This window comes from Candidatus Poriferisodalis sp., assembly GCF_965204195.1.
Taxonomy (GTDB): Bacteria; Actinomycetota; Acidimicrobiia; order Acidimicrobiales; family Poriferisodalaceae; genus Poriferisodalis.
Genome location: NZ_OZ241975.1, coordinates 1,207,387 through 1,234,171 on the forward strand (window position 1 = coordinate 1,207,387; position 26,785 = coordinate 1,234,171).

The following is a 26,785-nucleotide window of genomic DNA, read 5'->3' on the forward strand; positions in this document are numbered from 1 at the left end:
AGTCGGGTCGCGAGCAGCCTCAGATCAGCAGGTTCGCCTGCAGCATCTCCAGCGCCGCTGGGTCGAGTCCGTGGGCAAGCAGGTATCCCACTACACCGGATTGCGGTCCTTCGTCCGTCGTGCTGCCGTTCAGGCTGTCGCGGGCCGCGCCGACGTCACCGAATCGGACGTCGAGGTCGGCCAACACCGCGGCCATGACGCCGCGCGGAGCGCTCAGAATGGCTCCCACGTCGTCGATGCTGATGCCGATCTTCGCGAACTCCGGCGCCAGCTCAGCCATGCGCTGGTGGGATCGCAGCTCGTTGGTGAGGCAGTAGTCGTCCAGCACGGTCTCGCGGGCGACGCCGAGTACTTCAAGCAGCAGCGCCGACGCGATGCCGCTGCGGTCCTTGCCGGCGGTGCAGTGGAACAGCATCGGCAGGTGGTCGACGTCGGCCGCGAGCGCCGCGAACTGGGCAAACCGTTCGCCGTATTCGCCAACCATCTTCAGGTACAGCCCGGCCATGTCGCTCTCGCTCACCGACCGCAGTCGCCCCTCGAAGATCTGCTCCACCATGCTGATGTCGCCGTCCACGGTGTCGCCCACCGGCAGCGAGATGTGCGAGGTCACGCCGGGCCACAGCCGCGAGCGGTCGCGCTCGATCTCGGGTCCGGCACGGAAGTCGACAACGGTGCGGATGCCCCGGCTGCCGAGTTCTTCGAGATCGTCGAGGGACAGCGCGCTCAGGCGGTCGGAGCGGAACAGCGCCCCCATCCGCACATAGCGTCCGCCCGCTGCGGGATACCCGCCGATGTCACGGCAGTTGTTCGCGCCCTCGAGGGTGATGACGGCATCCCGACGCACGGGCTCGCAGGGTAATCACTTGCGGGCTACCGTCGCCGCTCATGCGTGCAGTGGTGATACCCGAATACGGCGGCGTCGAAGTCCTCCAGGTGCGGGACGTGCCAAACCCGGTGCCTGGACCCGAAGAAGTGCTCGTCGACGTGGCGTGCTCGGCCATGAACCGCGCCGACCTGCTCCAGCGGATGGGGCTGTACCCCGCACCCGGCCCCAAGCCCGAATTCGAGATCCCAGGTCTTGAGTTCGCCGGCACCATCGCCGCGCTCGGCGAGCGTGTCACCGGCTGGTCGGTGGGCGACGAGGTGATGGGCATTGTGTCGGGCGGCGCCAAGGCCGAGCAGGTCGTCACCCACGAGCGCATGCTGCAGCACATCCCCGCTTCGGTGGAGCTGCGCGATGCCGCGGCTATCCCGGAGGTGTTCATGACCGCCCACGACGCACTGGTGACCCAGGGCGGGCTGACCTCGGGCGGCACCACGCTGGTGCACGCCGGCGCGTCGGGCGTGGGCACTGCCGCCATCCAGATCGCCAAAGCCATCGGCGCCCGCATCGCCGTCACCTGCTCCACGTCGAAGGTGGTGGCTTGCACCGATCTCGGCGCCGACCTCGTCGTCGACTACACCGAGACCGACTTCGCCGGGGCGATCAAGGAATGGACGGGCCGCCAAGGTGTCGACGTGGTGCTGGATGTGATCGGCGGCGATTACCTGGCCCGCAACATTGCCTCGGTGCGCGTCCAAGGGCGCATCATCCAAGTCGGCGTCATGGGCGAGCCGACGGCCACGTTCCCGCTCGGCGCGCTGCTGCCGAAGCGAGCGGCGCTGATCGGCACCGTGCTGCGTTCGCGGCCCATCGAGCAGAAGATCGACGCCAACCAGCGGTTCTGCGCCGAACTGCTCCCTCGTTTCGACGACGGCTCACTGCGACCGGTCATCGACTCCCGATTCGCGCTCGACGACATCGCCGAGGCACACGAGTACATGGCCACCAACGCAAACGTCGGCAAGATCCTGCTGGACATCGCCTAGCGACGTGACCCGGCGCCGCGCCCGCTGCGCCGGGTGAGGGAGAGACGGCTAGCGGCTCTCGATGGCCACGTAGTCGCGCTGACCGGGGCCGGTGTACTTCTGGCGGGGGCGGTAGATCTTCTGCTCGGGATCGCCCAGCATCTCCACCCAGTGCGCCAGCCAGCCCGGCGTCCGCCCGATGGCGAACAGCACGGTGAACATGTCGAGCGGGAAGCCCATCGCCTCGTAGATCAGCCCCGAGTAGAAGTCGACGTTGGGGTACAGGCGCCGGTCCTTGAAGTAGGAGTCGCTGAGCGCCACCTCTTCGAGCTTCATGGCGATGTCGAGCAACGGGTTCAGGCCGGTCACCTTGAACACCTCGTCGGCAGTCTCCTTGATGATCCTGGCCCGCGGGTCGTAGTTCTTGTACACCCGGTGCCCGAAGCCCTGCAGCAGCACGTCGCCCGACTTGGCTCGCTCGACGTAGGAAGCCACGTTGTCGAAGCTGCCGATCTCGTGCAGCATCCGGATGACCTGCTCGTTGGCGCCGCCGTGCAGCGGCCCATACAGCCCGCAGGTTGCCGCCGCCACCGCCGAGTACGGATCGGCCCGGCTGGACCCGACCGTGCGCATCGTGGTGGTGGAGCAGTTCTGCTCGTGATCGGCGTGCAGGATGAACAGCACGTCGAGCGCCCGTGTCAGCGTCGGGTCGGGCACGTAGTCGGGATCGGCCACGTTCCACATCATCCGCAGGAAGTTGCCGGTGTAGGTGAGGTGGTTGACCGGGTACTCGTACGGCAGACCCATCCGATTGCGGTAGGTGAACGCCGCCATCGTCGGCATCTTGGCCATCAGCCGGATGATCTGGACCAGACGCTTGTAGGGATCGTCGATGTCCTTGGCCTCTGGGTAGAAGGTGGACAGCGCGGCGATGGTCGAAACCAGCGTGCCCATCGGGTGCGCGTCGTAGCGGAAGCCCTTGATGAAGCGCGTGATGTCCTCGTGCACATAGGTGTGGAACGTGATGTGGTGGATCCACTCGGCCGCCTCGGCCTCGGTCGGCAGCTCGCCGTGGATCAGCAGGTACGCCACCTCGAGGAAGCTGGACTGCTCCGCGAGCTGCTCGATGGGGTAGCCGCGATAGCGCAAGATGCCCTCGCTGCCGTCGATCTCGGTGATCTTCGAATCGCAGTTGGCCGTGGAGAGGTAGGCAGGGTCGTAGAACCACAGGCCCCGGTCCAGTTCGCGCAGTGCGGCCGCGGAGATCGTGCCGTCGACCACGGGAACGGTCACCGACTCTCCTGTGCGGTTGTCGGTGATCGTGAAGCTGTCCTGCGCCATCAGTCCCCCTCGTTCGCGCCGCCGAATGTACCCAAAATGTCGGCTGACCGCGAATCCGGCGCCGCTGGGGGCCATTCGACGGGTGGTGGACTCACAGCGGAGTGTTGTCGTGCCGGCGCTGGCGCAGCCGCTCGCGCTTGGTCGAGAGCATGTCGAGCGTGTCGATGAGCTCTCGCCTGGTGTGGGCGGGATCGATCACTCCGTCGACGTAGCCGCGCTCGGCGGCGACGTAGGGGTTGAGGTAGGTGCCCTCGTAGTCGGCGACGTAGTCGGCGATCTCGGTGGGGTCGGCACCCCGGCGCAGTATCTGGGCTGCCTGTTCGGCACCCATCACGGCCAGCTCGGCACTCGGCCACGCAAGGTAGACGTCGTTGCCCATCGTCTTGGAGTCCATGACGATGTAGGCGCCCCCGTAGGACTTGCGCAGCACAACGGCGACCCGTGGCACGGTGGCCCGTGCATAGGCAAATGCGAGCTGAGCGCCGTGACGGATCATGCCGCGCCACTCCAAGTCCTTGCCAGGGTAGAAGCCGGGTGTGTCCACCAGCGTGACCAGCGGCAGGCCGAAGGCGTCGCAGAAATTGACGAAGCGAGCGCCCTTCTGGCTGGCGGCGATATCGAGCGTGCCCGCGATGCTCATTGGCTGGTTGGCCAGCACACCCACCGCATAGCCCCCCAGCGATGCGAAGCCGGTCACCATGTTGGGCGCCCAGCCGGCCCTCAGTTCGACAAAGCAGCCGTCGTCGACCGATTCGCCGATGATGCCCCGAACGTCGTATGCGCCGGTCGCCTGGGTGGGCAGCAGGGCGCCGGCCTCGGGCGTGAGCCGCCCGCGTGGATCGGCAGTGTCGATGGTCGGCGGCAGCTCGTCGCAGTGGTGCGGCAGGTACGCCAACATGTCGGTCAGCGTTTCGAGCACGTCATCCGCAGACGTGATCGCGCACGCCGTCCCTGAAGCTCTGGCGTGGATCGGCGCGCCGCCGAGCTCATCGGGCCCGATGACCACGCCGGTCATTTCCTGCACTGGCACGGGACCGCTGACGAACGCATACGCGTCGTCGGCCATGACGACAATGTCGGCGAGGCCGATCAGCAGCGCGATGCCCGAAATTGCTTGGCCTGTTACACCAGCCAGGATCGGGACCACACCGGAGCAGCGAACGAGCACCCGAGCGGCCTCGCCCCAGCCGTGCAGCGCGGCGACCCCGTGGTGAGCGTCGGCGCCGCTCGAGGACAGCATGAGAACGACGGGAAGCCGCTTGGCGAGCGCGGTCTGCAGGCCGGCGACGATCGTTTCGCTGTCGGCAGGCGCAAGAGCGCCGCGCCGGTGGGGGCTGTCGGCGGAGATGAGCATGGCCGTCCGGCCACCGAGCGTGGCGACGCCGGCGGTGACATGTCCACTGGCGCCAGCCCGTAGCTGCAATTCCACTGTGGTGAGGTTATGCGGCAGTTACACCGGGGATGCGGCGGGCGACGCTTCGCATCACCGTGCGCAGCACGTCACGGGTTGCAGCCGCTGGTGCGGAGAGCATGCCCCGGCGGCGGATTGCGAGCGCGACCTGGCGGGGAGGCAACCCGGTCACGGTGAGCACGCTCCAGTCGCCTCGATCGGTCCAGACGGGAATCGAGGTGATCGGCACGATGGCCGGGCCGTAGCCCTGAAAGGCCAGCGTGGCGGTCAGCCGGATGCCGTCGAGCTGGGCCAGCGTCTGCAGCCTCACGCCGTGCCGGGCGGCAGCGGAATCAATCTGCGTGCGCATGACCGAATCCGGCGGTCCGAGCAGCAACTCGTGCTGTTCGAGTTCGGCGAAGCTCACCTCGCGGTCACCCTGTTCGGCAAGGGCGTGCCCGGTGGGGGCGATGACCACGAATTCCTCGGCGAACAGGGGAGTCGCCACCAACTCCTCGTGGTCGAGCGGGGCGTTCATCACGGCGAGGTCCAATTCGCCGCCTTCAAGCAGGCGGATCAGCGCCAGGGTGGTGGAGTCGACCACCATGGCGTCCACGTCGGGATGGCGCCGCCGCAGCTCATCGAGGAACGGCGGCAGCAGCCACCTTCCGGGAGTGCCGATGATGCCGAGGCTGACCTCCCCGGTGACGTGGGAGGTCATCGACGCCACATCGGCCCGCATCGCAGCGATCTCGGAGTTGATGCGCTTGGTGCGCGCCAGCACCACTTCGCCTTCCGGCGTCAGCGATCCCACAGCGCGATCCACGAGCACCGCGCCCAGCTCGTCCTCCAACCTGGCGATGTGGCTCGACACGTTGGACTGCACGGTGTGCAGCGCCCGAGCGGCTGCGGAGAAGCGCCCATGCTCGGCCACGGCGGCCAGCGCTTCGAGGTATCTGAGGTCCATGAGGCCACAGTAGCGCCGGACGGCGCACTATCTCTCAAAGAGATTAAAACTATCTGCCCTAACTGCTGGCCCGATAGTGAAGCCGACGCTAATTTGATCTCGAGCGGTTACCCCAAGCCGTTTCACATATCGCACTGCCGCACGGTGTCCCCCCACCCAGGCAGGCGAAAGCCGGATCGGAAGCCCCCGCTCCGACCGGCTCCAGGTCGAAGCGTCCCCCACGCCCAGCGACCTCAGCGAAGAAGCCGGCCCTCCCCCCGGGCCGGCTTCCTCGCGTCAAAGCGAGGCTCGGATGATGTTGAGCGCCGAGCCTGCCTTGAACCATTCGATCTGGTCGTCGCTGAACGTGTGGTTGGCCTCGAACGAGAACGTGTCGCCCGACGGCTTGCGCACCTCGACGGTGACCGGGCGGCCCGGCGCCAGATCGGCGAGCCCCAGCACCGAGATCCGATCATCCTCATCGATGTGGTCGTAGTCGGCAGGATCCGCAAACGTGAGCGGCAGCATGCCCTGCTTCTTCAGGTTGGTCTCGTGGATGCGGGCGAAGCTGCGGCACAGCGCGACCAAGCCGCCCCGAAAGCGCGGCTCCATGGCGGCGTGCTCGCGGCTCGAGCCCTCGCCCATGTTCTGGTCGCCGATCACCACCCAGTTCACGCCGGCGGCGTGATACGCCTTCGCGATCTCCGGGTACGGCTGCGTCTCGCCGGTCAACTGGTTCTTGCCGTGCCCGACGTCGTACCCGTCGAAGGCATTCACCGCACCGAGGTACAGGTTTCCCGAAATGTTCTCGAGGTGGCCCCGGTAGCGAAGCCACGGGCCGGCCATGGAGATGTGATCGGTGGTGAACTTGCCCTTGGCCTTGACCAGCACCGGGAGATCGGCGTAGTCGTCGCCGTCCCACGCTTCGAACGGCTCGAGCACCTGCAGGCGGTCTGATGTCGGCGAGACCCGTACCTCGACACTGCCCGGATCAGCCGGCGGGGCCACGAACCCGCTCTCGCCGGGATCGAAGCCGGCCGGCGGCAGCTCCACGCCCACCGGGGTCGGCAGCGAGACCGGCTCCCCGGCATCGGTGTGCAGCACGCCGTCCACGGGATCGAAGTCGAGCGTTCCCGCCAGCGCCAGGGCCATGACGGTCTCGGGCGACGTGACGAATGCCAGCGTCGCGGCGTCGCCGTCGTTGCGCTTGGGGAAATTGCGGTTGTAAGACGTGACGATCACGTTCGCCTGACCGGGGACGTAGTTCTCGTCGCCGGAGCGGTCCCACTGGCCGATGCAGGGCCCGCAGGCGTTGGCGAGCACCGTGGCGCCCAGCGCCTCGAAGTCGGCGAGCAGCCCGTCACGCTCGATGGTGGCACGCACCTGCTCCGAGCCTGGGGTCACGAGCAGCTGCGTCCGTGCCCGCAGCCCCTTGGCAGCGGCATCGCGAGCGATCGAGGCGGCCCGGGTGATGTCCTCGTAGCTGGAGTTCGTGCAGCTGCCGATGAGCGCTGCGCTGATCTGAAGCGGCCAGCCCTCGGCTTGGGCCTCCGCGCCCAGGGCGGACACCTCACGGGCGAGGTCGGGCGTGTGGGGACCATTGATGTGGGGCCGCAGTCGCGACAGGTCTATCTCGATGACCTGGTCGTAATGGGCGCCAGGGTCGGCCATCGCCTCGTCATCGGGCCGCAGGTGCTCGGCGACCGCGTCGGCCGCCGCGGCCACCGCGGAGCGTCCGGTGGCCGACAGGTAGCGGGCCATCGCAGCGTCGTAGCCGAACAGCGACGTGGTGGCGCCGATCTCGGCACCCATGTTGCAGATCGTGCCCTTGCCGGTGGCGCTGAGCGATTCGGCGCCCGGGCCGAAGTACTCCACGATCGCCCCGGTGCCGCCGGACACTGTCAGGATCTCGGCCACCTTCAGGATCACGTCCTTCGGCGCACTCCAGCCGGACAGCTCGCCGGTGAGGTGTACACCGATGACCTTGGGCCACCGCACGTTCCAGGCGAAGCCGGTCATGACGTCGACGGCATCGGCGCCGCCCACGCCGACCGCCACCATGCCCAGCCCGCCGGCATTGGGCGTGTGGCTGTCGGTGCCGATCATCATCCCGCCGGGGAAGGCGTATTGCTCCAGCACGACCTGGTGGATGATGCCGCTGCCGGGCTTCCAGAAGCCTGCGCCGTAGCGGGCGCACACGCTCTCGAGAAAGTCGTAGACCTCCTCGTTGTTCTCCGACGCGGCGAGCAGGTCGCGCTTGCCGTCTTCACGGGCCTGGATGAGATGGTCGCAGTGGGTCGTGGTGGGCACCGCCACCTCGTCCAGCCCCGCAGTCATGAACTGCAGCCACGCCATCTGCGCTGTGGCGTCCTGCATAGCGACCCGGTCGGGTGTCAAGTCCACATACGAGACACCCCGCTCGAGTTCCTGTTCACGGTGAGACAGATGCGCGATCAGGATTTTCTCCGACAGCGTGAGCGCTCGGCCCAACCGCTCGCGCCCGAAGACCACGGCGTCGGCCAGTCCGGCGTACACCCCTTCGATCAGCTCGATCGGAGTACTCGCGTGAACGGCCATATGTCCTCCCGGGCTCGTCGGCGTGCTCAGCTCATGCGCAGCGGTTGAGCCTGCTCGCCGTCGAACCTATCTAGAGGATGCGGCTCTTGTTCGCTGCGCGATCAAGGCCGGACTTCGTAGTAGAGGTTCGCGGCGTCGTTGAAGTCATGCTCGGTGAAGCGTGTGAATCCGGCGGCTGCGGTCATTTCTCGGGCCTTGTCGGGATAGAGACCGAGCGTGCCCAGTCCCATGCCGTCCGGCTCGCTCAGCGCCGACTGGAGGCAGCTCGTGACGGAGAAGCCGTAGAACATGGCCAGCATCGGGTTGCGACGGTCCAGGTTGAAGTCACCCTTGGAGCGGATGTCCTTGATGAGCAGCGTGCCGTCGGCGTCGAGCGCGCCTCGGATGGCGTCGAGTGCGTCGTCGGGGCGGGGCATGTCGTGGAGGCAGTCGAACGTGAGTGCCAGATCGAAATCGCCCGTGGCGGGAACGTCGGAGGCGCCGGCCTCGACGAACGTCGTGTTCTCCAGACCTGCGTCCTCAGCCCGTTCCTGTGCTTGCTGGACCGCGATGGCCGACGGATCGAAGCCGACGACCTCGGTATTGGGCCACTTCTCGGCGATCAAGCAGGCCGACACGCCCGCTCCGCAGCCCACGTCGAGCACTTTGGCACCGCGTTCCAGCTTGGCTACGACACCGTCGAGACCGCCCAGGATGACCGACGTGAGGTTCTGGCGGCTGAATGGCCCGGTGGTGCGGGCCAAGCCGGCCGCCGCTCGGGGACCCTGCTGCTCGTAGGTCATGCCGATGCCGGTGCGGAACGAGTCGAGGATCAGATCCAAGACTTGGTCACCGAGCCCGCCGCGAAAGGCGCCCATGGCGAAGTGCAGCGAGCCCTCCTCATCGACGAGCAGCGCCTCGGCCTCGGGCGACAGCGAGAAGGCGCCGTCGTCGTGATCGACGAGGCCGGCGGCCGCCACGCCGTACAGCCACTCCCGCACCAACCGTTCGGTCAGTCCGGTTGCCTCCGCCACGTCATGGCTCGTGGCGGGTTGGGTCTCCGAGAGGGCTGGGAAGAGCCCCAGCTGGTCGCCGATGTGCAGCATCGCCGACACCATCTCGCCCTTCTTGTACGTCCACACTTGGAAGGCGAGCTTCTTCAGGACGTCAGGATCGATCTCACGCTGTTCGGTTGCGGTCTCAGCCATCCGCAAGAAGCTACTCGCCCTGTGTTTCCCGCTCATGTTCCCCATTCCCATGCGATTGGGCTCACGGGCCGCTCAGGCCCCGGCTTCGCCTGGCGGCTCAGCCTCTTGGCCGCTCGCTCAGGCGGTGCAGAGGGGGTCGTCGCCGGTCGGGGGCTGATGGAAGCACAGGATTGCCTCGACGCCGACGTAGGTGAACTCCCATGGCTCGGGCTCCGGGCCCTGCCGGCCGCCGTCAGGGGGGTAGCTGGGGATCCAGCCGTGCTTCTTGGCATTGGCGAAGTTGCCGGCTGAGATCCACTCATAGGCCGGGGAGCTGCCGAAGTCGTGGTAGCCGGATTGGCCGATGTCGATGGCGTATCCGGTGTGGTGCTTGGAATAGCCGGGGGGTGCCGACATCTTCATGCGGTCTGCCACGTCATCGAACTCATATGGCGCCTTGATCGGACGCAGGAACAGCTGCCGCTGGTACCGGTGCCCCCGGTACGCGGAGTTCAACTCCAGCTCGAAGCCGTGCTCGGCAGCGTCCTGCTGCAGGGCCAGCCATGCCGCGGCGGCAGGACGCTGCAGCGTGAGGCCATCGTCGATGAGGCGCATCAGCGCGTAGTCGGCTGGCAGGGGCCGGCGCTGGTAGCCGCGTTCGATGGCCTCGGCACGGATGTGCTCGTCCATCTCGTCCGAATAGGTGATCGTCGGCGCAGCCGAGAGCGACGACAGGTTCGGCAGTTCTGCTGTGGTGAACAGCTCGTTGAACTCCGGCCCGGTGAAGTGCGGGAAGGACAGCGAGTCGACACCGGCGGGCGGGAGCTTCTGCCATCGAGACTCGGGTTCGTGGGTGGTTCGTGGCGGATCCCACGGTCCGACGACTGGGTCGGTGATGTGCCATTGCCCGTCGATCGAGCTCGCGCCAGCTGCATTCGGGGAGACGAGCGCGCCGACGGCGAAGGCCAGCGTGGCTGCCGCCCAAGCCAAGCGACGATCAGTTGACACCAGCGCGCTCACCAGTCATCGACAGCACCAATCGAACCATACGAGATGGCTGCGATCCGGCAGCGTCTTTGTTCGTCCCGCCGGCTGGCGGATGGGTCTACACGTAGGGCCAGCGACGCTTCGCGGCTGCTGGGCTGTCCGAGGCCCCATCGAGCCGGGCGGGCTCGGTGAGCGCCCAGCGGCGGCGCCACGCCGATGCCGTGGGGCCCTCGAGGCCGGGGCTGTCGGCGTCGTGCAAGCGCCGACGGGCCGCGAACCAGTTCCCGGTGGCCGTCTCGTCGGCGAGTCCCTCCACCGCAGCTTGGAGCCGCCGGGTAAAGCGGCGGTTGTTCTCGCCCTCGCCGAAGCTCAGCGGCCGGCCGAAATTGATCACCGATCGCGCACGCCTCGGCCACGCACGGCCCTTGCGCAGGATGTCGAATGTGCCCCGGATGTGCACGGGCACCACAGGTACGCCGGCCTGCTTGGCCAGGAATGCAGCACCGGGACGGAACTGCTGACCCCAGCCGTCGCGGGATCTACCGCCCTCGGGATAGATCACCAGGCTCCAGCCGTTGCGCAGCAGCGTGACCGCCTTGTCGATCGTGCGTCGGTTGAGTGCGGTTCGCTCGATGGGGATGGCGCCGACGAACAGTGCCGAGATCGCTGACGACACCCGGTTTCCGAAGAAATAGTCGGCCGCAGCGCCGACCACGAGCCGGTTGCACCACGGTTCGGGAACCGAGGTGGCGATGACTGCCGTATCCACATGGCTCTGGTGGTTGGCAGCGAACACCGCCGGACCGTCGAGCTCGCTGAGCCGGTCCACTCCCTTGATCGTCGGCTGGGCGTAGTAGCGCACGAGCCCGCGGACGATGGTGTCGCGTGCAACCCGTCGGGCAACCCGAGCCGGGAAGCGCCGAGCCCAGTCGGTGTCGTAGTTCGGACCCACGTTGACCGGCAGGGGCGTCTGGCCTCGGGGGGTTGCGGCCGCTCGCAGCGGGAATTCGGTGCCGCGCATGATGCGCGTCACCGACGCCCTCGTGCGCTGGGCGCGCTTGGCCCCGAGGTGGGAGATCCCCGGCTTCTCAGACGACATCGGCCATCAGCATGGGCGGATTGTGAAAGTGGGTGATCGACGGGTCGCGCCCGACCACGTCGGTTGCCATCTCGAGCGCATCGTTCAGCGTCGAAGCAGAACGGAAGCCCATGCGCTGGGTGGCGGCCTTGTCGCCGCCGACGATGATCACCCCGCCCAGATGCTCGAGCGCGTGCGCGCACCAGTACCACATGTAGAACGGGTGCACGCCGTGGTAGGCGTAGGAGGTCCGGTACAGGTGCCGGTACCACTCGTCTTCGGCGTAGCGCTTCTCGTACCGGTGCTCGATGATCGCTGGATCGGTGGTGTTGGCCAGGACCTCTTCGAAGAAGTCGATGTAGCTGGGGTGGTGGACGGGGTGGAACTCCCACGGCGTGGGGTGCGTCATGATCACCACGCCGCCTTGGCGGACGAGCGGCTTGCCCCGGTACAGGTTGAAGAAATAGCCGAGGCCCAAGCACGCCACCAGGATCGGGTTCATGATCGAGTTGACGTTGTAGGGGCAGATGTAGGGCAGCCCCATGGTCAGCACGTCGGTCTGGCCTTCCACCCGCACCAGGTGCTGGCGGTAGACGTTCTCCAGCGTCTGGCGGTGCACGGCCTCGACCTCGCCGGCCTGCACGGATGTCAGCCCGTACGGCGCCCGGATGCCTTGAAAGATGCGCCGGGCCTGCCGGCGCGACATGAGGTCGAGCGCCGTCTTGGTGCCCATCAGCATCATGCGGTCTCGCGGCGTCATCTCCCACTCGCGCCGCTTCAGGAAGTCGTACGGCGAAGGGAATTCGTTGTTGTTGAGCGTCGTCTCGATCTGGAACACCTTCACGCCGGCCTCTGCCAGCAGGCGCCCTTGGCGCCAGTTGCGCGTGTGCAGCTCAGAGCTCTCGGGATCCATGAACGATGTCGAGTGCAGCATCGTGTGCACGTTGTGGTGGTGGCGCAGCGCCGTGTAGGGCGACAGGCCGGTAGCGACGCTCTTGTGGCCGCCGTCCATCGACACCAGGTTGATGTTGACGTACACCAGCAGGTCCGACTCGGCGGCTCGCTTGGAGATCACCACCTCCTCGCCGGCGTCGGTGGTGCCCAGGTGGGTGAGCGCGTCGGGATCCTCGGCGTCGAAGTTGTAGAGCTGGCCGTGGGGGGCGAAGGCGTCGTACACCCGGTCGCCGACGGCGTGACGTAGCTCCGCTTCGGTCATGCGGCGATGCAGCGCAAGCGCGGCAATGAGCTCGACGTCGTCGACGCCGGCGGCGGCCGCCATGTCCAGGACCTGCTCGATGATCCGGCCGCGGATGTCGGGCGCGGCCATCGGGGGCAGCGGCAGCGAGAGGTCGTCGAAGGCGATGGTCAGCTTCATGCCCGGCTGCATGTAGGCGGCCAGGGGATCGCGATCGCCCTGCGGATTGGCCAGAGCCTCGGCAATAGCGCGTTCGGGATCGCGCACGGGATCCAGCGGCTCGTTGGGGTACACGACCCGGCTGCCGACGGGCAGTTTCTCCAGCCGGAGCCCCTCGCCGTGGTGGAACAGGATCGGCGGGGTCGTGCGGTCCACCTCGAGGACGAGGCCCTTGCGCGCGGTCACCGTCGAGACCCTTCAGCGGGGTTCCCGACCGTGGCGCGTGCCCGGCGGGACCGATGCGTGCGGTCGAGCCGGTCGGTGTTGGCGCGCACCCGGAACGGCGGCGCGATCGGCAGCAGCGGCCGGGGGCCGCCGGGGGAGCGTTCCCAGTTCTCGCACAGCCATCCCCGCTTGTCGGCAATGGTCACCAGCCGGGTCTCGGGATTCACCGCTACCGGGTAGCCCACGGCCTCCAGCATGGGCATGTCCGAGGCCGCATCGGCATACGCCACGCCCTGTGCCAAGTCGAGACCTTCCTCCGCGGCCCAGTCCACCATCATCTGGGCGCGCACCTCGCCGGTGGGCGGCACATCGATCATCTCGCCGGTATAGCGCCCCTCGCGGCTGTCGATGCGCGCAGCGATGATGTGGTCGAACAGCGGCGCCAGCGGCTGCACGGCCAGCTCGAGCGCACCGGTGATGAGTACCGTGCGATGTCCCGCGGCTCGGTGCTCACGCACCCGTCGCAGCCCTGCCGGGAACGCCTTGGTCAAGAACAGGTGGCTGAGCATCTCCGCCGCATCGGCGTCGAGCTGGCCCACCGGCGCGCCCTTGTAACGCCGGTAGAAGTAGCGCAGGAAATCGGTGCGGTCGCGGCGGTCCCTCCGCCACAGACCAGGTGTCTCCGCGAGCGTGCGCAGGGCGAAGCGCACACGCTGGGGCGTGTCGAGCCGCCGGGTTGCGAGCCATGCGTAGGTCTCGACCACGTTGCTGGCGATCAGGGTGTTCTCGAGGTCGAATGCGGCGAAATGGCGTGCCGGGTCGAGCACTGCGGTGCGCAGGCGCTCGTTGCGGCTCGGTCCGGTGCGGGGCTGGGGCGTGGTCTTGACGCGTGCCTGGGCGATGACCGTCGGCAGGTGCACTTCGGCGATGTAGGCGGCCCAGTCGATGACCCGGGGGTCGAAGCCGAACCGCTCGCGGTCAGCTTCAGGCAGCGACTCCCACAGCTCGGTCGTGCGGTCGATCTCGTACAGCGCTTCGCACTTGCCGTAGGCGCCGTACAGCAGGACGTAGTCGCGGATCTGCTCGAGGCCGGCTCGCCGCTGCGCAAGCCGGATGGTGAAGTCGTTGCGGCCCCGCATCGGCAGCCGGTGCACCACTTTCTCTGCCGTATTGAACAACGACATGGCTCGATCGAGCTGCTCTTCCAGACCGCTTGCCCCGGCGTAGCGCCACTGGGTGCTAGCCGTGGGATGACCCTTGGCGTCGTAGACGGGGTGGTCTTGGAACCACTGCATGGTTGTCTCGGTCAGCACTTTGAAGCGCAGCGGGTTTACCGCACCAGACGCCACTTGGAAGATCTCCGGCTCGGGCACCGGCCCTCGCGCCGCGAGGGCGATGATCGCCGCTGCGACCATGTCGACGGGGATGACGTCGATGATGCCCTCGGGGTAGCCCGGGAACGTGTCGAGCTCGCCCTTCGCGAACGACACGAACAGCGGCTCGGCCATGCGGAAGCCGCGGATCCAGCCCGGCGAGGGCTCGGCGAAGGCCGATTCGATGATGGACGGTCGAACGATGGAGATGGGCACATCGCCCTGCAGCTCCACCAGTGCTTGCTCGCCCAGCGCCTTCGAGTACGTGTAGACGTCGGGCCATCCCAGCGAGGTCGCGCGGCTGCGACCGGCGGTGACCATCTCGGCGTCCACCCATTCCCGGCGCAACTGCTCGGTCTTGGCGGCCAGCAGCGGCAGGCCGGCGGGGCCGAGCTCCTCTCGCGCGTCCCGATGGAAGCGGCGCAGGCGCTCGGGGGAGCGGCTGGCGGCGTCGAGATCGGCGCGGGTGCGGCGCGCGGCGGACACTTCGGCCCGCCAGTCGACGTCCATCGAGAACGGTGTGTCGGCCAGGAAGACTTCGGCCGCTGAACCACGCCGATTCCCGGCCACATAGCACGTCGACACCGCGATGAAGTGCGGTGTGGTGCCGTGGGACTGGCAGGCCTCGAGCAATCGGTTGGGGCCCAGGAGATTGGTCTCGATCGATGCGTCCAGCGGGCTGTCGAAGCTGACCGTGGCGGCCGAGTGGATGATGACGTCGCAGCTGCAGAGCAGCTCGAGATCGCTGGGGGAGAGCCCGAGGCCGTCGACGCTCACATCCCCGGAAACCGCCGTGATGCGCCGGCTGCAGATCTCGTCGAAGTCGTTGCCCCACGCAGCGCGAAGGCGCTCGAAAGCGTCGTTGCGCAGAATCTCGCGCTGCACGCGCCGGTTCACGTCGGTGCGGCGGCCCGGCCGCACCAGCAGCACCAGGTCGCAATCGGGCACCGAGCGCAGCAGCCGCTCGACGAGCGCTGTGCCCAAGAAACCGGTTGCACCGGTGATGGCGATGCGTTTTGCGGCCAACGCGTCGGCGATCACGACGTGTTGTTTAGCCCCAACGGGCGCCGGATACGCGCACGACCACCCAATCCGTCCATCAGTTCAGTTTGTGGCGAGCTCGGCGAACAGGCGGGCGCACGCCCTGACGGCTCGCCAGCCGCATGACAGGGCGTACCGCTCGTAGTCGCTTCCGGGGGGTCCGAAGGTGGCCAGGTCGCGGCAGGCGGGCGCGTCGGCGGCGCCGCAGCGCTCCCACAACTGGTCCAGATACTCGTCGTCGCCGGGCGGCGGGTCCTGGGGCGATCGGCCGGCGAGCGCCGGCGGAGCGCCGTCGTCTCCCACCAGCAAGACGCAGTCTCGCGTGGTGCGGCCACCGCAGGTCCAACCAAAGCTGGCATAGGCCGAACCGCCTGGCGCCGACAGCACCAGCTGCGAGCAGGCACGGCTGCTGCCGTCGCCGCACGCCGCCCACCAGCCGTCCAGTTCGGGAATGTTGCCTGGCGCCGGAGACTCGGGATCGAATTCGATGCCGAGCAGGCCGGCGTCGGCGCCCGGATCGCCGAGCAACACGCTGCAGTGCAGGTTCTCGCGCCCCCCACAGCTGAATGCGAAGGCCTCATAGTCGCTGCCCGCGGGCGACTCGTACAGCAAGGCATTGCAGGCGCTGGCCGAGCCCTGCCCGCACACCACCCAGAGCTCGTCGAGTGCTGGATCATCTCCGGGCGGGCTGTCGTCTGGATCGAAGAGCGCAGGAGCGCGCACCAGCGCGGCGGGCAGCGCCGCGTCACGCTCTTGCGCAGGGGAGCGCACCCGGGTATCCGGTGTGGTCACCGATCTAGGGGTACCGCTGTCGAGCGCGCAGATGTCCCGGGCGATGTCAGCAAGCGGCTCATCGGCAGGGTCGAGCGGCAGCGACAACTCCGTCGCATCGCCTAGGCCAAGGGCCGCGGCCACACGCTCGCGCTCGCATGCCGTGAGGTCGTCACTGCTGCTCGATTCGCCGCCGCCAGGCGTCAAGCCCGGATCGCTGCAAGCCGATGACAGCAGCACCGCCACGGCACACCCGACGAGTGCCCGGCGCAGCGTCACGCCAGCTACGCGACTGTGCTGTCGGGCCGCTGCGCTGGCGGTGCGGCGCATCATCAGCGCCGGGTCACGCCAGCTTTGCGGCGATGGACCCCACGGAGCGCAGGGCCGTGCCGTCGGCGCCTTGGGTGACGAAACGACGCGTGGGCCCGTCCAGCGCTTCGGCAATCAGGTCATCGAGCAACTCGATGAGGCTGTCGCCCTCGTGCAACCAGAAGTACCAGCTCAGCGAGCCGGGGATCGGGTTGATCTCATTCACCCACAGCCCGGCCGGGTCGTCGCCGCCGTCCCAAAGGAAATCGATGCGCATGACGGAGCGGGCCATCACGAGGTGGCTCACCTCGACCGCCGCGGCGCGCAACGATGACTCGATGGCTTCCGGCAGCACCGCGGGCAGCTCGCGTGGCGCCGTGGCCATGCCGCCACCGCCGGTCAGGTACTTCTCGGCGTAGGTGTAGATCGTGCTGTCGCTGCGTAGCGGCCGCTCCACGGCGCTCAGCCGCAGCTCCGGCCAAGTGCGCACCGAGATGTTGAGATCGATGATGTCTTTGAGATAGCGCTGCACGACAGCGCCGTCGCGCAACAGCGGCGACGACCGCGCCAGCGCCCGCGCCGTCGCGAGATCGTCGACAATCTCGATGCCGATGGAAGACCCGCCGAAACGAGGCTTGACGATCAGCGGAACTCCGTCCAGATCTGCCGCTGCATCATCGCTGGGCGAGTCTTCGGTGAGCAGCCAGAGCGGCAGCGTGGGCAGCCCGGCCGCTTCAGTCGCACCGCTGAACGCGAGCTTGTCCATGCAGATAGCGGCGCTGCGCTGCCCCGGACCGGTATACGCCAAGCCGGCCAGGTCCAACAGGGCCGGCAAGCCGCCGTCCTCGCCTGGGCCGCCGTGACAGCAATTGACGACGACGTCGACCGGCACTGGCCGGCGACGCCGGTCCGCACGGACAAACCCGCCGCCGGGGCGTGCTGCGGGCTCGATCTCGGATGCCGAGCGCGGCAGACCCTCGGCGAAGGCCGACGCCTCGATATCGGGCGGCACTTCGTGCCATGTGCCGACCGGCGACCAGTACAGCGCCACTGGGTTGCGCCCGGCATCGGCAAGCGCATGCACCGCCTGCAAACCCGTGAGGATCGAGATGTCGTGTTCAGGCGACGGTCCGCCGAAACAGACGCCGGGACGGGTCATGGGCACACCAGCGAGGTTCTTCGGCACTCCGCCATGTGCGCCATGTTCTCATGGACGGGAGACGATCAGGGGTAGTGGTCGGGGAGGTCGTTCTCGTACAGAACGGCATCGCCGGCGCCGAGATGAGCGCGCACCCACTTCACTGCTTCCTCGCGGTCTGCCATGCAGCGAACCGTGGCGCGATCGTCGGTGCGGTCGTGGATCAAGCTGCGTGCGCTGCGTCCGCGCGTCGCTCGGCGCGCGGTGGCCCTGTCCCAGCCGGCAGCGCCGCCCAGCAGCGCAACCCGGTTGGTCCGTCCCACGATGAGCACGTCGTCGGCGATCTCGGCGGCCTGCTCGCCGAGCTGGCGGTTCTCGTGCGCTTGGCTGCGGCCGAGTTCGACCATGCCAGGCGTGACCACCACGCGCCGGCCGGCATCCGTGTTCGCCAGCATGGACAGGGCAGCGCGCGCCCCTGCCGGATTGGAGTTGTAGGTGTCGTCGATGACCATGACCCCCCCGGGGCTGCGCCCGGCGGTGCGGCGGTGGTCGGGCGTCGGCAGGTCGCCCAGGCGGCTCGCGATGTCGGCGTCGGAGACACCCAGCACCGATGCCGCAGCCACGGCGCAAGCGACATTCGCCGGTGCTGCGCCGCCGAGCGGTCCGATGGCGATCTCCCTGCCGAACACGGTGATGCGACGCGTGACGGCGGCCTCGTTCACGATGGCGCTGGTCGGCGCATCGGCAGGCGCATTGACGGGCAGCACCGTCACATCCGCGCTCGGATCCTGTGTCGAACACCGGATGACCCGCAGGCCCGAGGCGGCCAGCCGGTCGGCTTCTGCGCTCAATCCGTAGGCGTCGATGTTGAGAATCGCCGTGCGGCTCGTTGCGAAGATCTCCGCCTTGGCGGCCACGATGCGGTCGAGGCTGCCGAAACGCTCGAGGTGAACCGGTCCGATCGAGGCCAGTATCGACACCGACGGGCGCACCCAGCGGGCCATGGCAGCGATCTCGCCTGCGCCGAAGGTGCCCATCTCAGCGACGAACACCTCGGTGCCGGGCACCAAGTGCTCGTTGACGCTGCGACATATCCCTGCGGTGTTGTTGAAGCTGGCGGGCGTTGCCACCACCGCCCGGGATCCCTCCACTAGCTGGCGCAGGTAACCCTTGATGGTGGTCTTGCCATACGAACCGGTCACCGCGACGCGCACCGGATCAACCTCATCCAGGCGCTGCCGGGCGCGATGCACCCAGCGGCGCGACAGCACGGCTTCGAGCGGTGCCAAGATCGCCAGAGCGACATCCACCCACAGCGGCATGCCGAAGAGCAGCACCGCCACCACGGGCTCGGCCAGTCCCACCAGGAGGCCCACGCCAACCAGAACCAGCCACAGCAGCGCCAAGGTGATTGCCACGGTGGCGAGCCGACGGGTCCATGCCAGCGGGCTGGACCGTCCCCGAATGTCGAGGCCCTGCGGACCGACCGCGACGGCGGCCGCAGTGATCGCTGGCGCCCACCAGAACGTGCCGCTCAGCACCACGCCGGCCGCAGCCGCGAGTGCCAGCACGCGATTGTTCCTGTCGAGCAGCCACCAGCGCCGGGCGAATCGCGACGTTCGTCCGACGCCGTAGTGCTCACGCTGAGCCACTCGCAGCCAGCGAGCAGCCGAGATCATGCCGGCCACGACTGATGTCCACAGCACGATCTGGTTCATCGGATCCCGCTCGCAGGCAGTCGTTCGCTAGGCACGCGCCTCAGAGGTTGTCACAGCACGTCGAGGCGCCGTGAAATGGCATCGGTGAGCGACGGTGCAGCCTCCGTCGGCACGAAGTGCCCCACGCCGTCGAGGACCGTCAGCTGGGCATCGGCGAGGATTCCACACGCCCGCCGCGCTACGTCCACTGGTGCCGAATCGTCGTCATGGCCCCACACCAGCTCCACCGGCTGCGAGATCTGGCCGAGCTGAGCTTCATAGGTCTCGTTGATAACCGTCACGAGCACATCTCGCATGACTCCGGTCGCGCTTCGGTAGTCGGCGCTGCCGAAGCGCTGCCGCATGCGTTCCATCGCGTCGTCGCCGAGCAGGCCGCGCCGGTGCAGGTTGCGAGCGAGACGGAAGCGCATGGCCGGCCGCGCAGCGGGGCGGTCGGCTCGTCGAAGCAGCGGCACCCCGCACAGCACCAGCGCCGCGACAGCGTCTGGGAATCGCGTGGCCAGCTCCACCGCAACCCGCCCTCCGAAGCTGTGGCCGATCAGCACGACCCGAGGACTGCATTCGTCGAGGACGGGACAGACCATCTCCGCATAGCCAGCGGCGCCGCACGGCGCAGTGGGCGCTGGGCTGGCGCCGAAACCGGGCAGGTCGAGGGCGATGGCGCCGGTGGCCGCTCGCGACTCGGCAAGACCGGTCAGGGCCGTGTCGAAGTCGGCGTGGCTGCGGCCCCAGCCATGCAGCGCCAGCACGTCGGCCGGCGGATCACCGACGCGGCTGCCGAAGAGGCTGCCGTCGGCGAAGCTGCTCAGCACCGGCGAACTCAGCGGGCGAGGACCGCCGAGTCGGGCCCAGGGTGCGAGCGGTTGATGGCCGACAGCAGGGCTCGGAAGCTGGCCGTGACGATGTTCGAGTGCAGCCCGACGCCCCAGTACACGTCGCGAGAGGGTGTCTCGATTTCGACATAGGCCGCGGCCGTGGCATCCGCGCCTGCGCCCACAGCGTGCTCGTGGTAGTCGACAAGGCTCACTTCGACGCCGAGCGCGTCGGCCAGGGCGGTCTTGAACGCGGACAGCGGGCCGTTGCCGCGCCCCTTCGCCCGTACCTCGCCGTCGGGTCCCTTGATGGTGGCCTCCACCTCGGACTCGTCGGACGACTCAGAGTCGAAGTAGCTGCGGTGACCCAGGTAGGTGTACGGCGATTCGGCGTGCAGGTACGTCTCGTCGAAGGTCTTCTTGATGGCCTCCGGCAGGATCTCGCCGCCCTCGTCGGTGATCGCCTGGATCACGCTGCTGAACTCGATCTGCAGCCGGCGCGGCAGGTCGAGGCCGAAGCTGTTCTTCATCACGTAGGCCACGCCGCCCTTGCCCGACTGGCTGTTCACGCGGATGACGTCTTGGTACGTGCGGCCCACATGCGCCGGATCGATCGGCAGGTAGGGCACCTCCCAGAAGTCGTAGTCGTCGGCCAGCGCTTCGAAGCCCTTCTTGATGGCGTCTTGGTGACTGCCGCTGAACGCCGTGTACACCAGGTCGCCGCCGTAGGGGTGGCGCGGATGCACCGGAAGCTGGTTGCAGTACTCCGCGATGCGGCGCAGGTGGTCGATGTGGCTGATGTCCAGTTCGGGATCGACACCCTGGCTGAACAAGTTCATCGCCAGCGTGATGATGTCGACATTGCCGGTGCGCTCGCCGTTGCCGAACAGGGTGCCTTCCACCCGGTCAGCTCCTGCCATCACGCCGAACTCCGCAGCCGCCACGCCGCAGCCGCGGTCGTTGTGGGGGTGCAGCGACAGCACGACGGCATCGCGATTGTCCACGTTCCGATGGAAGTACTCGATGAGGTCGCCGTAGGTATTCGGGGTCGCCATCTCCACGGTGGCGGGCAGGTTCAGGATGATCGGTTCCTCGGCGGTGGCGCCCCATTCCGCGCTGACGGAGTTGCACACCTCCAGCGCGAAGTCGATCTCGGTGCCCGTGAACGACTCGGGCGAGTACTCGAAGCGAATCTCCCCGCCCTCGTGGCGCTGGGCCAGCTCCTTGCAGAGCCGGGTGCCGGAGATGGCGATGTCGCGGATGCCCTCTTTGTCGAGCCGGTACACCACCCGGCGCTGCAGCTCCGACGTCGGGTTGTACAGGTGCACGATCGCCTTCTTGGCCCCGGCGATCGACTCGTAGGTCCGCTCGATCAGCTCGGGCCGGCTCTGCGTGAGCACCTGGATCCAGACGTCGTCGGGTACCAGGTCCTCCTCCACCAGCATGCGGCAGAACTCGAAGTCGGGCGCGGAGGCTGACGGGAACCCCACTTCGATTTCCTTGAACCCCATCTCGACGAGCACCTCGAACATCTGGCGCTTGCGCGGCACGTCCATCGGGTCGATGAGGGCCTGGTTGCCGTCGCGCAGGTCCACCGAGCACCACAGCGGCGCCTCGGAGATGATCTTGTCGGGCCAGGTGCGGTCCGGCAGATGCGCGGGATAGGCGTAGGTGCCATAGAGGCCGTACGGCATCGAGCTCGGCTGCTGGGCGCTGATGCGCTTGACGTCTGCCATGGGAATCTCCTGCGGTTAGGGCGGTCGTTCGGGGTTCTCGGGAATCGGATCGGTCGGGTTCGGGCGGATCGGTTGGGTTGGGGCCACGAAAAAACCCCCTGGCCCGGAGGCGCAGGAGGTTGGGCGAGGACCTGTGCGGTCCTCGCCTAGGTAAGAAGGAGCAGTCCGGTAGCGGAAAGCAGTGCGGTGTGAGTCGAGGCGCGAATCACGCAGTACAGGCTACCAGACGGCTTCCGGAAGGTCGCGTGAGCGAGTACTGCGGCTCAGCCGCGGCGCTCGGCGTGCAGCGTCAGCATCAATTCGTGCAGATCGGTGCCGCAGTGCTCAGTCCACTCGCCGTCGCTGCCGAGCTCCCAGCGAGCAATGCCGCCGTCGAGGTACATGTCGGTGAGATCCACAAGCTCGCTGATGAGTGCGGGCGCCTCCACCGGCGCCAGCGCCTCGACGCGGTAGCGCAGGTTGCGCGGCATGGCGTCGGCTGAGCCCAGCAGGATCGTGTAGCCCCGGTCGCGATTGCCGAACCGGTACACCCGGCTGTGCTCCAGGAAGCGGCCCACGATGCTGCGCACCGAGATGTTCTCGCTCATGCCCTCGACGCCGGGGACCAGACAGCAGATGCCGCGCACGACAAGGTCGATGCGGCAGCCCTGCTGTGACGCCTCGTAGAGGGCGTCGATCACCTCGCTGTCGACGATGGCGTTCATCTTCATGAAGATGTGGCCGTCGGGCTCAGCGGCCTCGGCTGCGATGTGCTTGACCAAGGACTGGCCGAGGCTGTGCGGTGCGACGGCCAGCTTGCGATAGTCGGTCTTGCGGCTGTAACCGGTGAGCGAGTTGAACAGTGCGGCCACGTCGGCTGCGAAGTCCCGGTCGGCAGTGAGCAGTCCGAAGTCCTCGTAGATGCGGGCCGTGTCGGCGTTGAAGTTGCCGGTGCCGACGAAGCAGTAATGGGTGATGCCACGGGGCTCGCGCCGCACCACCATCGCGAGCTTGCAGTGGGTCTTCAGACCCACGACGCCGTAGGCCACGTGCACGCCCGCGCGCTCCAGGATGCGTGCCCATTCGATGTTGGCGTGCTCATCGAAGCGTGCCTTCAGCTCCACGACCACCACGACCTGCTTGCCTCGCTCCGCAGCCCGGATGAGCGAATTGACGAGTCGAGTCCGCTCCGAGGTCCGGTACATCGTCAGCTTGATGGCGAGCACATCTGGATCGTCGGCGGCTTGGCGGATGAACGCGTCGAGGCTGGTGGTGAACGACTCGTACGGCAGGTGCACCAGGATGTCCTGGCGTTTGAGCACGTCGAAGAAGTCGACGCCGGTCTCGGACTCTTCTGCGGCTCCCCGCCGGCTCGCGGTGCCGCTGGCAAGCAGCGCACTCGCTTCGGTGGAGGCTCGTAGCGGCAGCGGTGTCCGGGGGTTGTGGGGCGGAGTCTTGAGATCGTCGCGGTCGATGTCGTACAGCTCGAAGAGGTCTGACAGGCCGAGCAGTCCTTTCGAGGTGTAGACGTCGTCGTGAGTCAGCTTCAGCTCGCGAGTCAGCATGTCCAGCGCGTCACTGCCCAGGTCGGGTGCGGCCTCGAGTCGCACCGCACCGCCGAAGCGCCGCTGGCGCAACTCGAGCTCCATGTGCTTGAGCAGGTCGTCGGTCTCGGTGTCGTCGATGTCGAGATCAGCGTCGCGGGTGACCCGGAACGTGCTGTGGCTCAGCAGCTTCACGCCCGGGAACAGGTCGTCGAGATGCCAGGCGATGACCGATTCCAGCGTGATGAAGCGATGCTCGTCGGGCAGGGCCAAAAAGCGCGGCAGGATCGGCGGCACCTTCACACGGGCGAACGACGGACCGCTGCGGGAGTGCTCGACAAATACGGCGAGGTTCAGCGACAGGTCAGAGATGTAGGGAAAGGGGTGAGCCGGATCGACAGCAAGCGGGGTCAGCACGGGGAACACCTGCTCGCTGAAGAGCTCGGCTACCCAGGCGCGGCTGGTGGCGTCGAGATCGTCGGGTTCGACGAAGGAGATTTCCTCGGCAGCGAGCGCCGGCCGCAGATCGTCCTCGAACAGCGACGAAGCGTCCTGGAGCTGTTCGGCGGCGGCTTCCCGGATCCCCTTGAGCTGTGCCCGCGGTGTCAGGCCGTCTGAGCCAGCCTGGCGCACCCCGGCCTCGATGGAGTCGAGCACCGTGGGCACACGCACCTGGAAGAACTCGTCGAGATTCGACGCATGGATGGCCACGAACTTGATGCGCTCGAGGAGCGGAAGCTCTCGATCATGCGCGAGTGCCAGGACGCGATGGTTGAAGTCCAGCCAAGACAATTCTCGATTGAGATAGCGCTTGGGTGATCGGGCCCCGTTGGCGGCGGACATGACGGCTCAAGCCCCTGTACGGTCGATGCAAGGCACCATGGGGCAAAGCACCCTGCGCCCGTGAGAGTACGCAATCGGCGTCACTGTCCACAAGGGGACGGCCAAGTCCCTGCAGATCGCCGCAGTCTGCGGGCACGGCCTGTGGACAATGTGTGTGCATCGAGCAGGCGTCCTGTGGACACCTGCCTGCGCAGACGCTCAGGCCGGGGTGAACTCGAATGCTTCGTCGATGACGACGTCGGTGCCGATGAACTCGGCTTGCGTCATCTCGTCCATGAGCGATGCATCGGTGCTGCGAGCCCATTGCCGCCCGTTCGGAGTTCGCACTGCGGCCAGGGCCACTTCGGGCGCCTCCCGACCGTGCATGACGGTGTAGGCCTCGATGGTGGCGTCGCCGCTGTAGTCGGCGTCGAGGTCGACGGAGGGGAACCGGTCGATCTCGTCCTGGCAGTTCTGGTGGCGGAACCCGCTCTCCGGCGGCGTCGTGGAGTAGACGCCGAAGGCGTGCTTGGTGAGGTAGCCGCCGTTCGCCGAGCACAGCCCGACGCTGCCGGGTTCCTCGCGGAGCTTGCCCGCCATCGTGGCGATGGAGTGGGTGACGTAGTTGTTGAGCGGCCCCCCGGCGAACGTGAGCCCGCCCGTGAGGGTGAGGTCGCGGTCGAGGCTGAGGCCCAGCTCTGTGGCAGAGATCTGCACCGCCGAGGGGAAGCACGAGTACAGGTCGACATAGTCGATGTCGTCGACGTCCATGCCGGCCAGCTCCATCGCCCGCCGGCCCGCTACTCGGATGGCGGGGGAGCTGTGCAGATCGCCCCGGTTGGACACGAAGTCGGTGTCGCGCCCGTCTGTGCCGGCATGGGGGAACACCCAGCGGTCGGCGGGCACCCCCGCCGCCGAAGCCGCCTCTGCGGAGCACACGATGAGCGCAGCGGCCAAGTCGAGATCCCAGTTGGAGTTCATCGACTTCGTGTAGGGGAACCCGACGAGACGGTTGCTGGGGCTCGGGTTGCGGATCTCCTCTGCCGTCATCGGGGTACGGACCCAGGCGTACGGGTTGGCGACGGCGGCCTGGTTGAACTTCTCCCACATCGTGGAAACACGGTCGCGGTGGCCGTCCATCGACTCGCCGCGCGACGCCCGGAAGGCCGACTCGAAGACGGGGTAGAGGCAGATCGGGTCCCTCAGGCCGCGTTCGGCCTCCACCTTGTTGTTCATCACGACGTCTTTGCCGAGATATTCATCGGGCAACACATCGGTCTGGTCGGTGTAGGGAATGCGCTGGTCTGCCCGACGCGCCCGGCGTCGGCTCCAGATACCTTCCGCGCCGGCGATCAGCACGATGTCGGCTTCGCCGGCGCTGATGCGTTGGCAGGCTTCATTCACGAGCGACTGCGGCGTGTTGCCGCCGTCGGTGGAGAGTCCGGTCTTGCCGGTGGCCCCGAAGCGCTCGTTGAGCAGTGCAGCCGGATCGGAATAGGGCCAGGCACCCTTCACGACCCAGGTGTGCGTGGCTCGGCTGGTCAGCCCCGGTGCGCCTGCGTCTTGCGCGGCGGCGGCCAGTGCCTCGGCCATCATGGCGACCGGTTCGAGCGCTTCGACGGGAACCTCGGGGCGTTGCTTGAACTGTCCAGCGCCCACGAGAACGGGGGTGCGGGGATCGATCTGGCTGTTTGTCATGGCGATGCGGCCTCGTGGTTAGGAACGGCGGGGTGGATGAGACGCGACGTTAGCGAACGGCGTTCCAGCGAGGCCGGGCCGGGCAACGCGCGCGGGGGTCGCGAGCGGCGCCGTAGCGCTCGACGGGCGGCAGTAGCGTCACCGGTGGGAGGCCACCGGTGGCCCAACTGCCCGATCATTACGCGACGCTGGGAGTACGCCCGGACGCCGACACCGCCGCGATACGGCGAGCGTGGATCCGAGCGGCGCGGGCCAATCATCCCGATCAGCCCGGTGACGTTACGCAGGCCCAGAGCGAGCGTTCCGACAGCCGGATGCGGTCGGTGAACGAAGCGTGGCGCGTGCTCGGTTCCGCAGACTCGCGCCGCTCCTACGACGCCGAGCGAGCCGAAGTGGAGGCCCGCAATCGGCCGACAGGCGCCGCCGCTGGTGACCATGCGGCCGGAGCGGCACCCACCGCGCGGCCGACGTCGGGCACGGGAAACGAGCCGCATGAGCCTGACCGCGGTGATCCGTGGGCTCACGAACGCAACGGCGCCACGGTGGAGCCAGGCGGCCCCGGCGGGTTCGTGGTCCGCCACCGAAGTGCGGCGCTCGTGGTGCGGGTGCTGCCGTGGCTGTCGATCGCCGTCGTGGGCGTGGTGATCTTCGTGGCCAGCGCCTACATGACCGCCAGCGACAACGTCGATCAATCCAGGGTCGCTGCGCTCGAGGTCGGCGAGTGCTTCTGGTTTGATCCCGATGGCACGCTGTTCACCGTCGGGTGCGAATGGCCGCAAACCGACGGTGTGCTTGATGAGATCATCACAACGTCCGCCAGCGACCGCTGCCGTCATCCTGATGCCGCCGCCCACCCAGCCCCGATCGCTGGCCGCCGCCTCTGCCTGGTGCCCGTAGACCGCTGGGAACCGCCTGCTGCGGAGTAGTGGCTG

The 26,785-nt window shown here is 67.8% G+C and carries 19 protein-coding genes; 2 read left to right on the forward strand and 17 right to left on the reverse strand.

Going from position 1 to position 26,785, the window contains the following annotated elements; translation table 11 throughout:
- Positions 1-19: 19 nt before the first annotated feature.
- Positions 20-844: a tyrosine-protein phosphatase gene (locus ACOGI8_RS05400; protein WP_419855863.1), complete on the reverse strand. Its 825-nt coding sequence runs from the start codon at positions 842-844 to the stop codon at positions 20-22.
- A gap of 41 nt (positions 845-885) precedes the next feature.
- Here ACOGI8_RS05400 and ACOGI8_RS05405 point away from each other — a divergent pair, with 41 nt between their 5' ends.
- Positions 886-1,869 carry an NAD(P)H-quinone oxidoreductase gene (locus ACOGI8_RS05405; RefSeq protein WP_419855864.1) on the forward strand — a complete coding sequence of 328 codons (984 nt, stop codon included), beginning with the start codon at positions 886-888 and terminating at the stop codon, positions 1,867-1,869.
- Between the two features lie 48 nt (positions 1,870-1,917).
- Here the strand turns inward: ACOGI8_RS05405 and ACOGI8_RS05410 are convergent, their stop codons facing one another.
- From ACOGI8_RS05410 to ACOGI8_RS05485, 16 genes are all read right to left on the reverse strand, one after another.
- A complete protein-coding gene (locus ACOGI8_RS05410) occupies positions 1,918-3,189 on the reverse strand; it encodes a citrate synthase (protein ID WP_419855865.1) in 1,272 nt (423 codons plus the stop codon).
- Positions 3,190-3,280: 91 nt separating this feature from the next.
- A complete protein-coding gene (locus ACOGI8_RS05415) occupies positions 3,281-4,618 on the reverse strand; it encodes an acyl-CoA carboxylase subunit beta (RefSeq protein ID WP_419855866.1) in 1,338 nt (445 codons plus the stop codon).
- A gap of 10 nt (positions 4,619-4,628) precedes the next feature.
- Positions 4,629-5,546, reverse strand: coding sequence for a LysR family transcriptional regulator (locus ACOGI8_RS05420; protein WP_419855867.1), 918 nt, complete (start codon positions 5,544-5,546; stop codon positions 4,629-4,631).
- 276 nt (positions 5,547-5,822) lie between these two features.
- A complete protein-coding gene (locus ACOGI8_RS05425; protein WP_419855868.1) occupies positions 5,823-8,102 on the reverse strand; it encodes an aconitate hydratase in 2,280 nt (759 codons plus the stop codon).
- 101 nt (positions 8,103-8,203) lie between these two features.
- Positions 8,204-9,289 carry a class I SAM-dependent methyltransferase gene (locus tag ACOGI8_RS05430; RefSeq protein ID WP_419855869.1) on the reverse strand — a complete coding sequence of 362 codons (1,086 nt, stop codon included), beginning with the start codon at positions 9,287-9,289 and terminating at the stop codon, positions 8,204-8,206.
- Between the two features lie 117 nt (positions 9,290-9,406).
- Positions 9,407-10,288 carry a M15 family metallopeptidase gene (locus ACOGI8_RS05435; RefSeq protein ID WP_419855870.1) on the reverse strand — a complete coding sequence of 294 codons (882 nt, stop codon included), beginning with the start codon at positions 10,286-10,288 and terminating at the stop codon, positions 9,407-9,409.
- A gap of 85 nt (positions 10,289-10,373) precedes the next feature.
- The gene (locus tag ACOGI8_RS05440; protein WP_419855871.1) at positions 10,374-11,354 is read right to left on the reverse strand and encodes a lysophospholipid acyltransferase family protein; all 981 of its coding nucleotides are present in this window, start codon (positions 11,352-11,354) and stop codon (positions 10,374-10,376) included.
- Positions 11,344-12,933 (reverse strand): lactate racemase domain-containing protein, encoded by a 1,590-nt coding sequence (locus ACOGI8_RS05445; RefSeq protein ID WP_419855872.1) that lies wholly within the window; start codon positions 12,931-12,933, stop codon positions 11,344-11,346. The genes ACOGI8_RS05440 and ACOGI8_RS05445 overlap by 11 nt, the downstream gene beginning before the upstream one ends.
- On the reverse strand, positions 12,930-15,326 hold the full coding sequence (locus ACOGI8_RS05450) for an HAD-IB family hydrolase (RefSeq protein WP_419855873.1): 2,397 nt from the start codon (positions 15,324-15,326) through the stop codon (positions 12,930-12,932). The genes ACOGI8_RS05445 and ACOGI8_RS05450 overlap by 4 nt, the downstream gene beginning before the upstream one ends.
- Before the next feature lie 63 nt (positions 15,327-15,389).
- Positions 15,390-16,376, reverse strand: a complete 987-nt coding sequence (locus tag ACOGI8_RS05455) for a hypothetical protein (protein ID WP_419855874.1) — start codon at positions 16,374-16,376, stop codon at positions 15,390-15,392.
- Positions 16,377-16,440: 64 nt separating this feature from the next.
- Positions 16,441-17,565: a D-alanine--D-alanine ligase family protein gene (locus ACOGI8_RS05460; RefSeq protein ID WP_419855875.1), complete on the reverse strand. Its 1,125-nt coding sequence runs from the start codon at positions 17,563-17,565 to the stop codon at positions 16,441-16,443.
- 65 nt (positions 17,566-17,630) lie between these two features.
- Entirely contained in the window at positions 17,631-19,262 is a 1,632-nt protein-coding gene (locus ACOGI8_RS05465; protein WP_419855876.1) for a Mur ligase family protein, read from the reverse strand.
- A gap of 50 nt (positions 19,263-19,312) precedes the next feature.
- Positions 19,313-20,074, reverse strand: a complete 762-nt coding sequence (locus ACOGI8_RS05470; protein ID WP_419855877.1) for an alpha/beta fold hydrolase — start codon at positions 20,072-20,074, stop codon at positions 19,313-19,315.
- A gap of 8 nt (positions 20,075-20,082) precedes the next feature.
- The gene (leuA, locus tag ACOGI8_RS05475; protein ID WP_419855878.1) at positions 20,083-21,810 is read right to left on the reverse strand and encodes a 2-isopropylmalate synthase; all 1,728 of its coding nucleotides are present in this window, start codon (positions 21,808-21,810) and stop codon (positions 20,083-20,085) included.
- Positions 21,811-22,073: 263 nt separating this feature from the next.
- The gene (gene ppk1 / locus ACOGI8_RS05480; protein ID WP_419855879.1) at positions 22,074-24,176 is read right to left on the reverse strand and encodes a polyphosphate kinase 1; all 2,103 of its coding nucleotides are present in this window, start codon (positions 24,174-24,176) and stop codon (positions 22,074-22,076) included.
- A gap of 198 nt (positions 24,177-24,374) precedes the next feature.
- Entirely contained in the window at positions 24,375-25,853 is a 1,479-nt protein-coding gene (locus ACOGI8_RS05485) for an acetyl-CoA acetyltransferase (RefSeq protein WP_419855880.1), read from the reverse strand.
- Positions 25,854-26,011: 158 nt separating this feature from the next.
- On the opposite strand from ACOGI8_RS05485, the gene ACOGI8_RS05490 reads away from it, so the two are divergent.
- Positions 26,012-26,779 carry a DnaJ domain-containing protein gene (locus ACOGI8_RS05490; RefSeq protein ID WP_419855881.1) on the forward strand — a complete coding sequence of 256 codons (768 nt, stop codon included), beginning with the start codon at positions 26,012-26,014 and terminating at the stop codon, positions 26,777-26,779.
- The last annotated feature ends 6 nt before the right edge of the window (positions 26,780-26,785 follow it).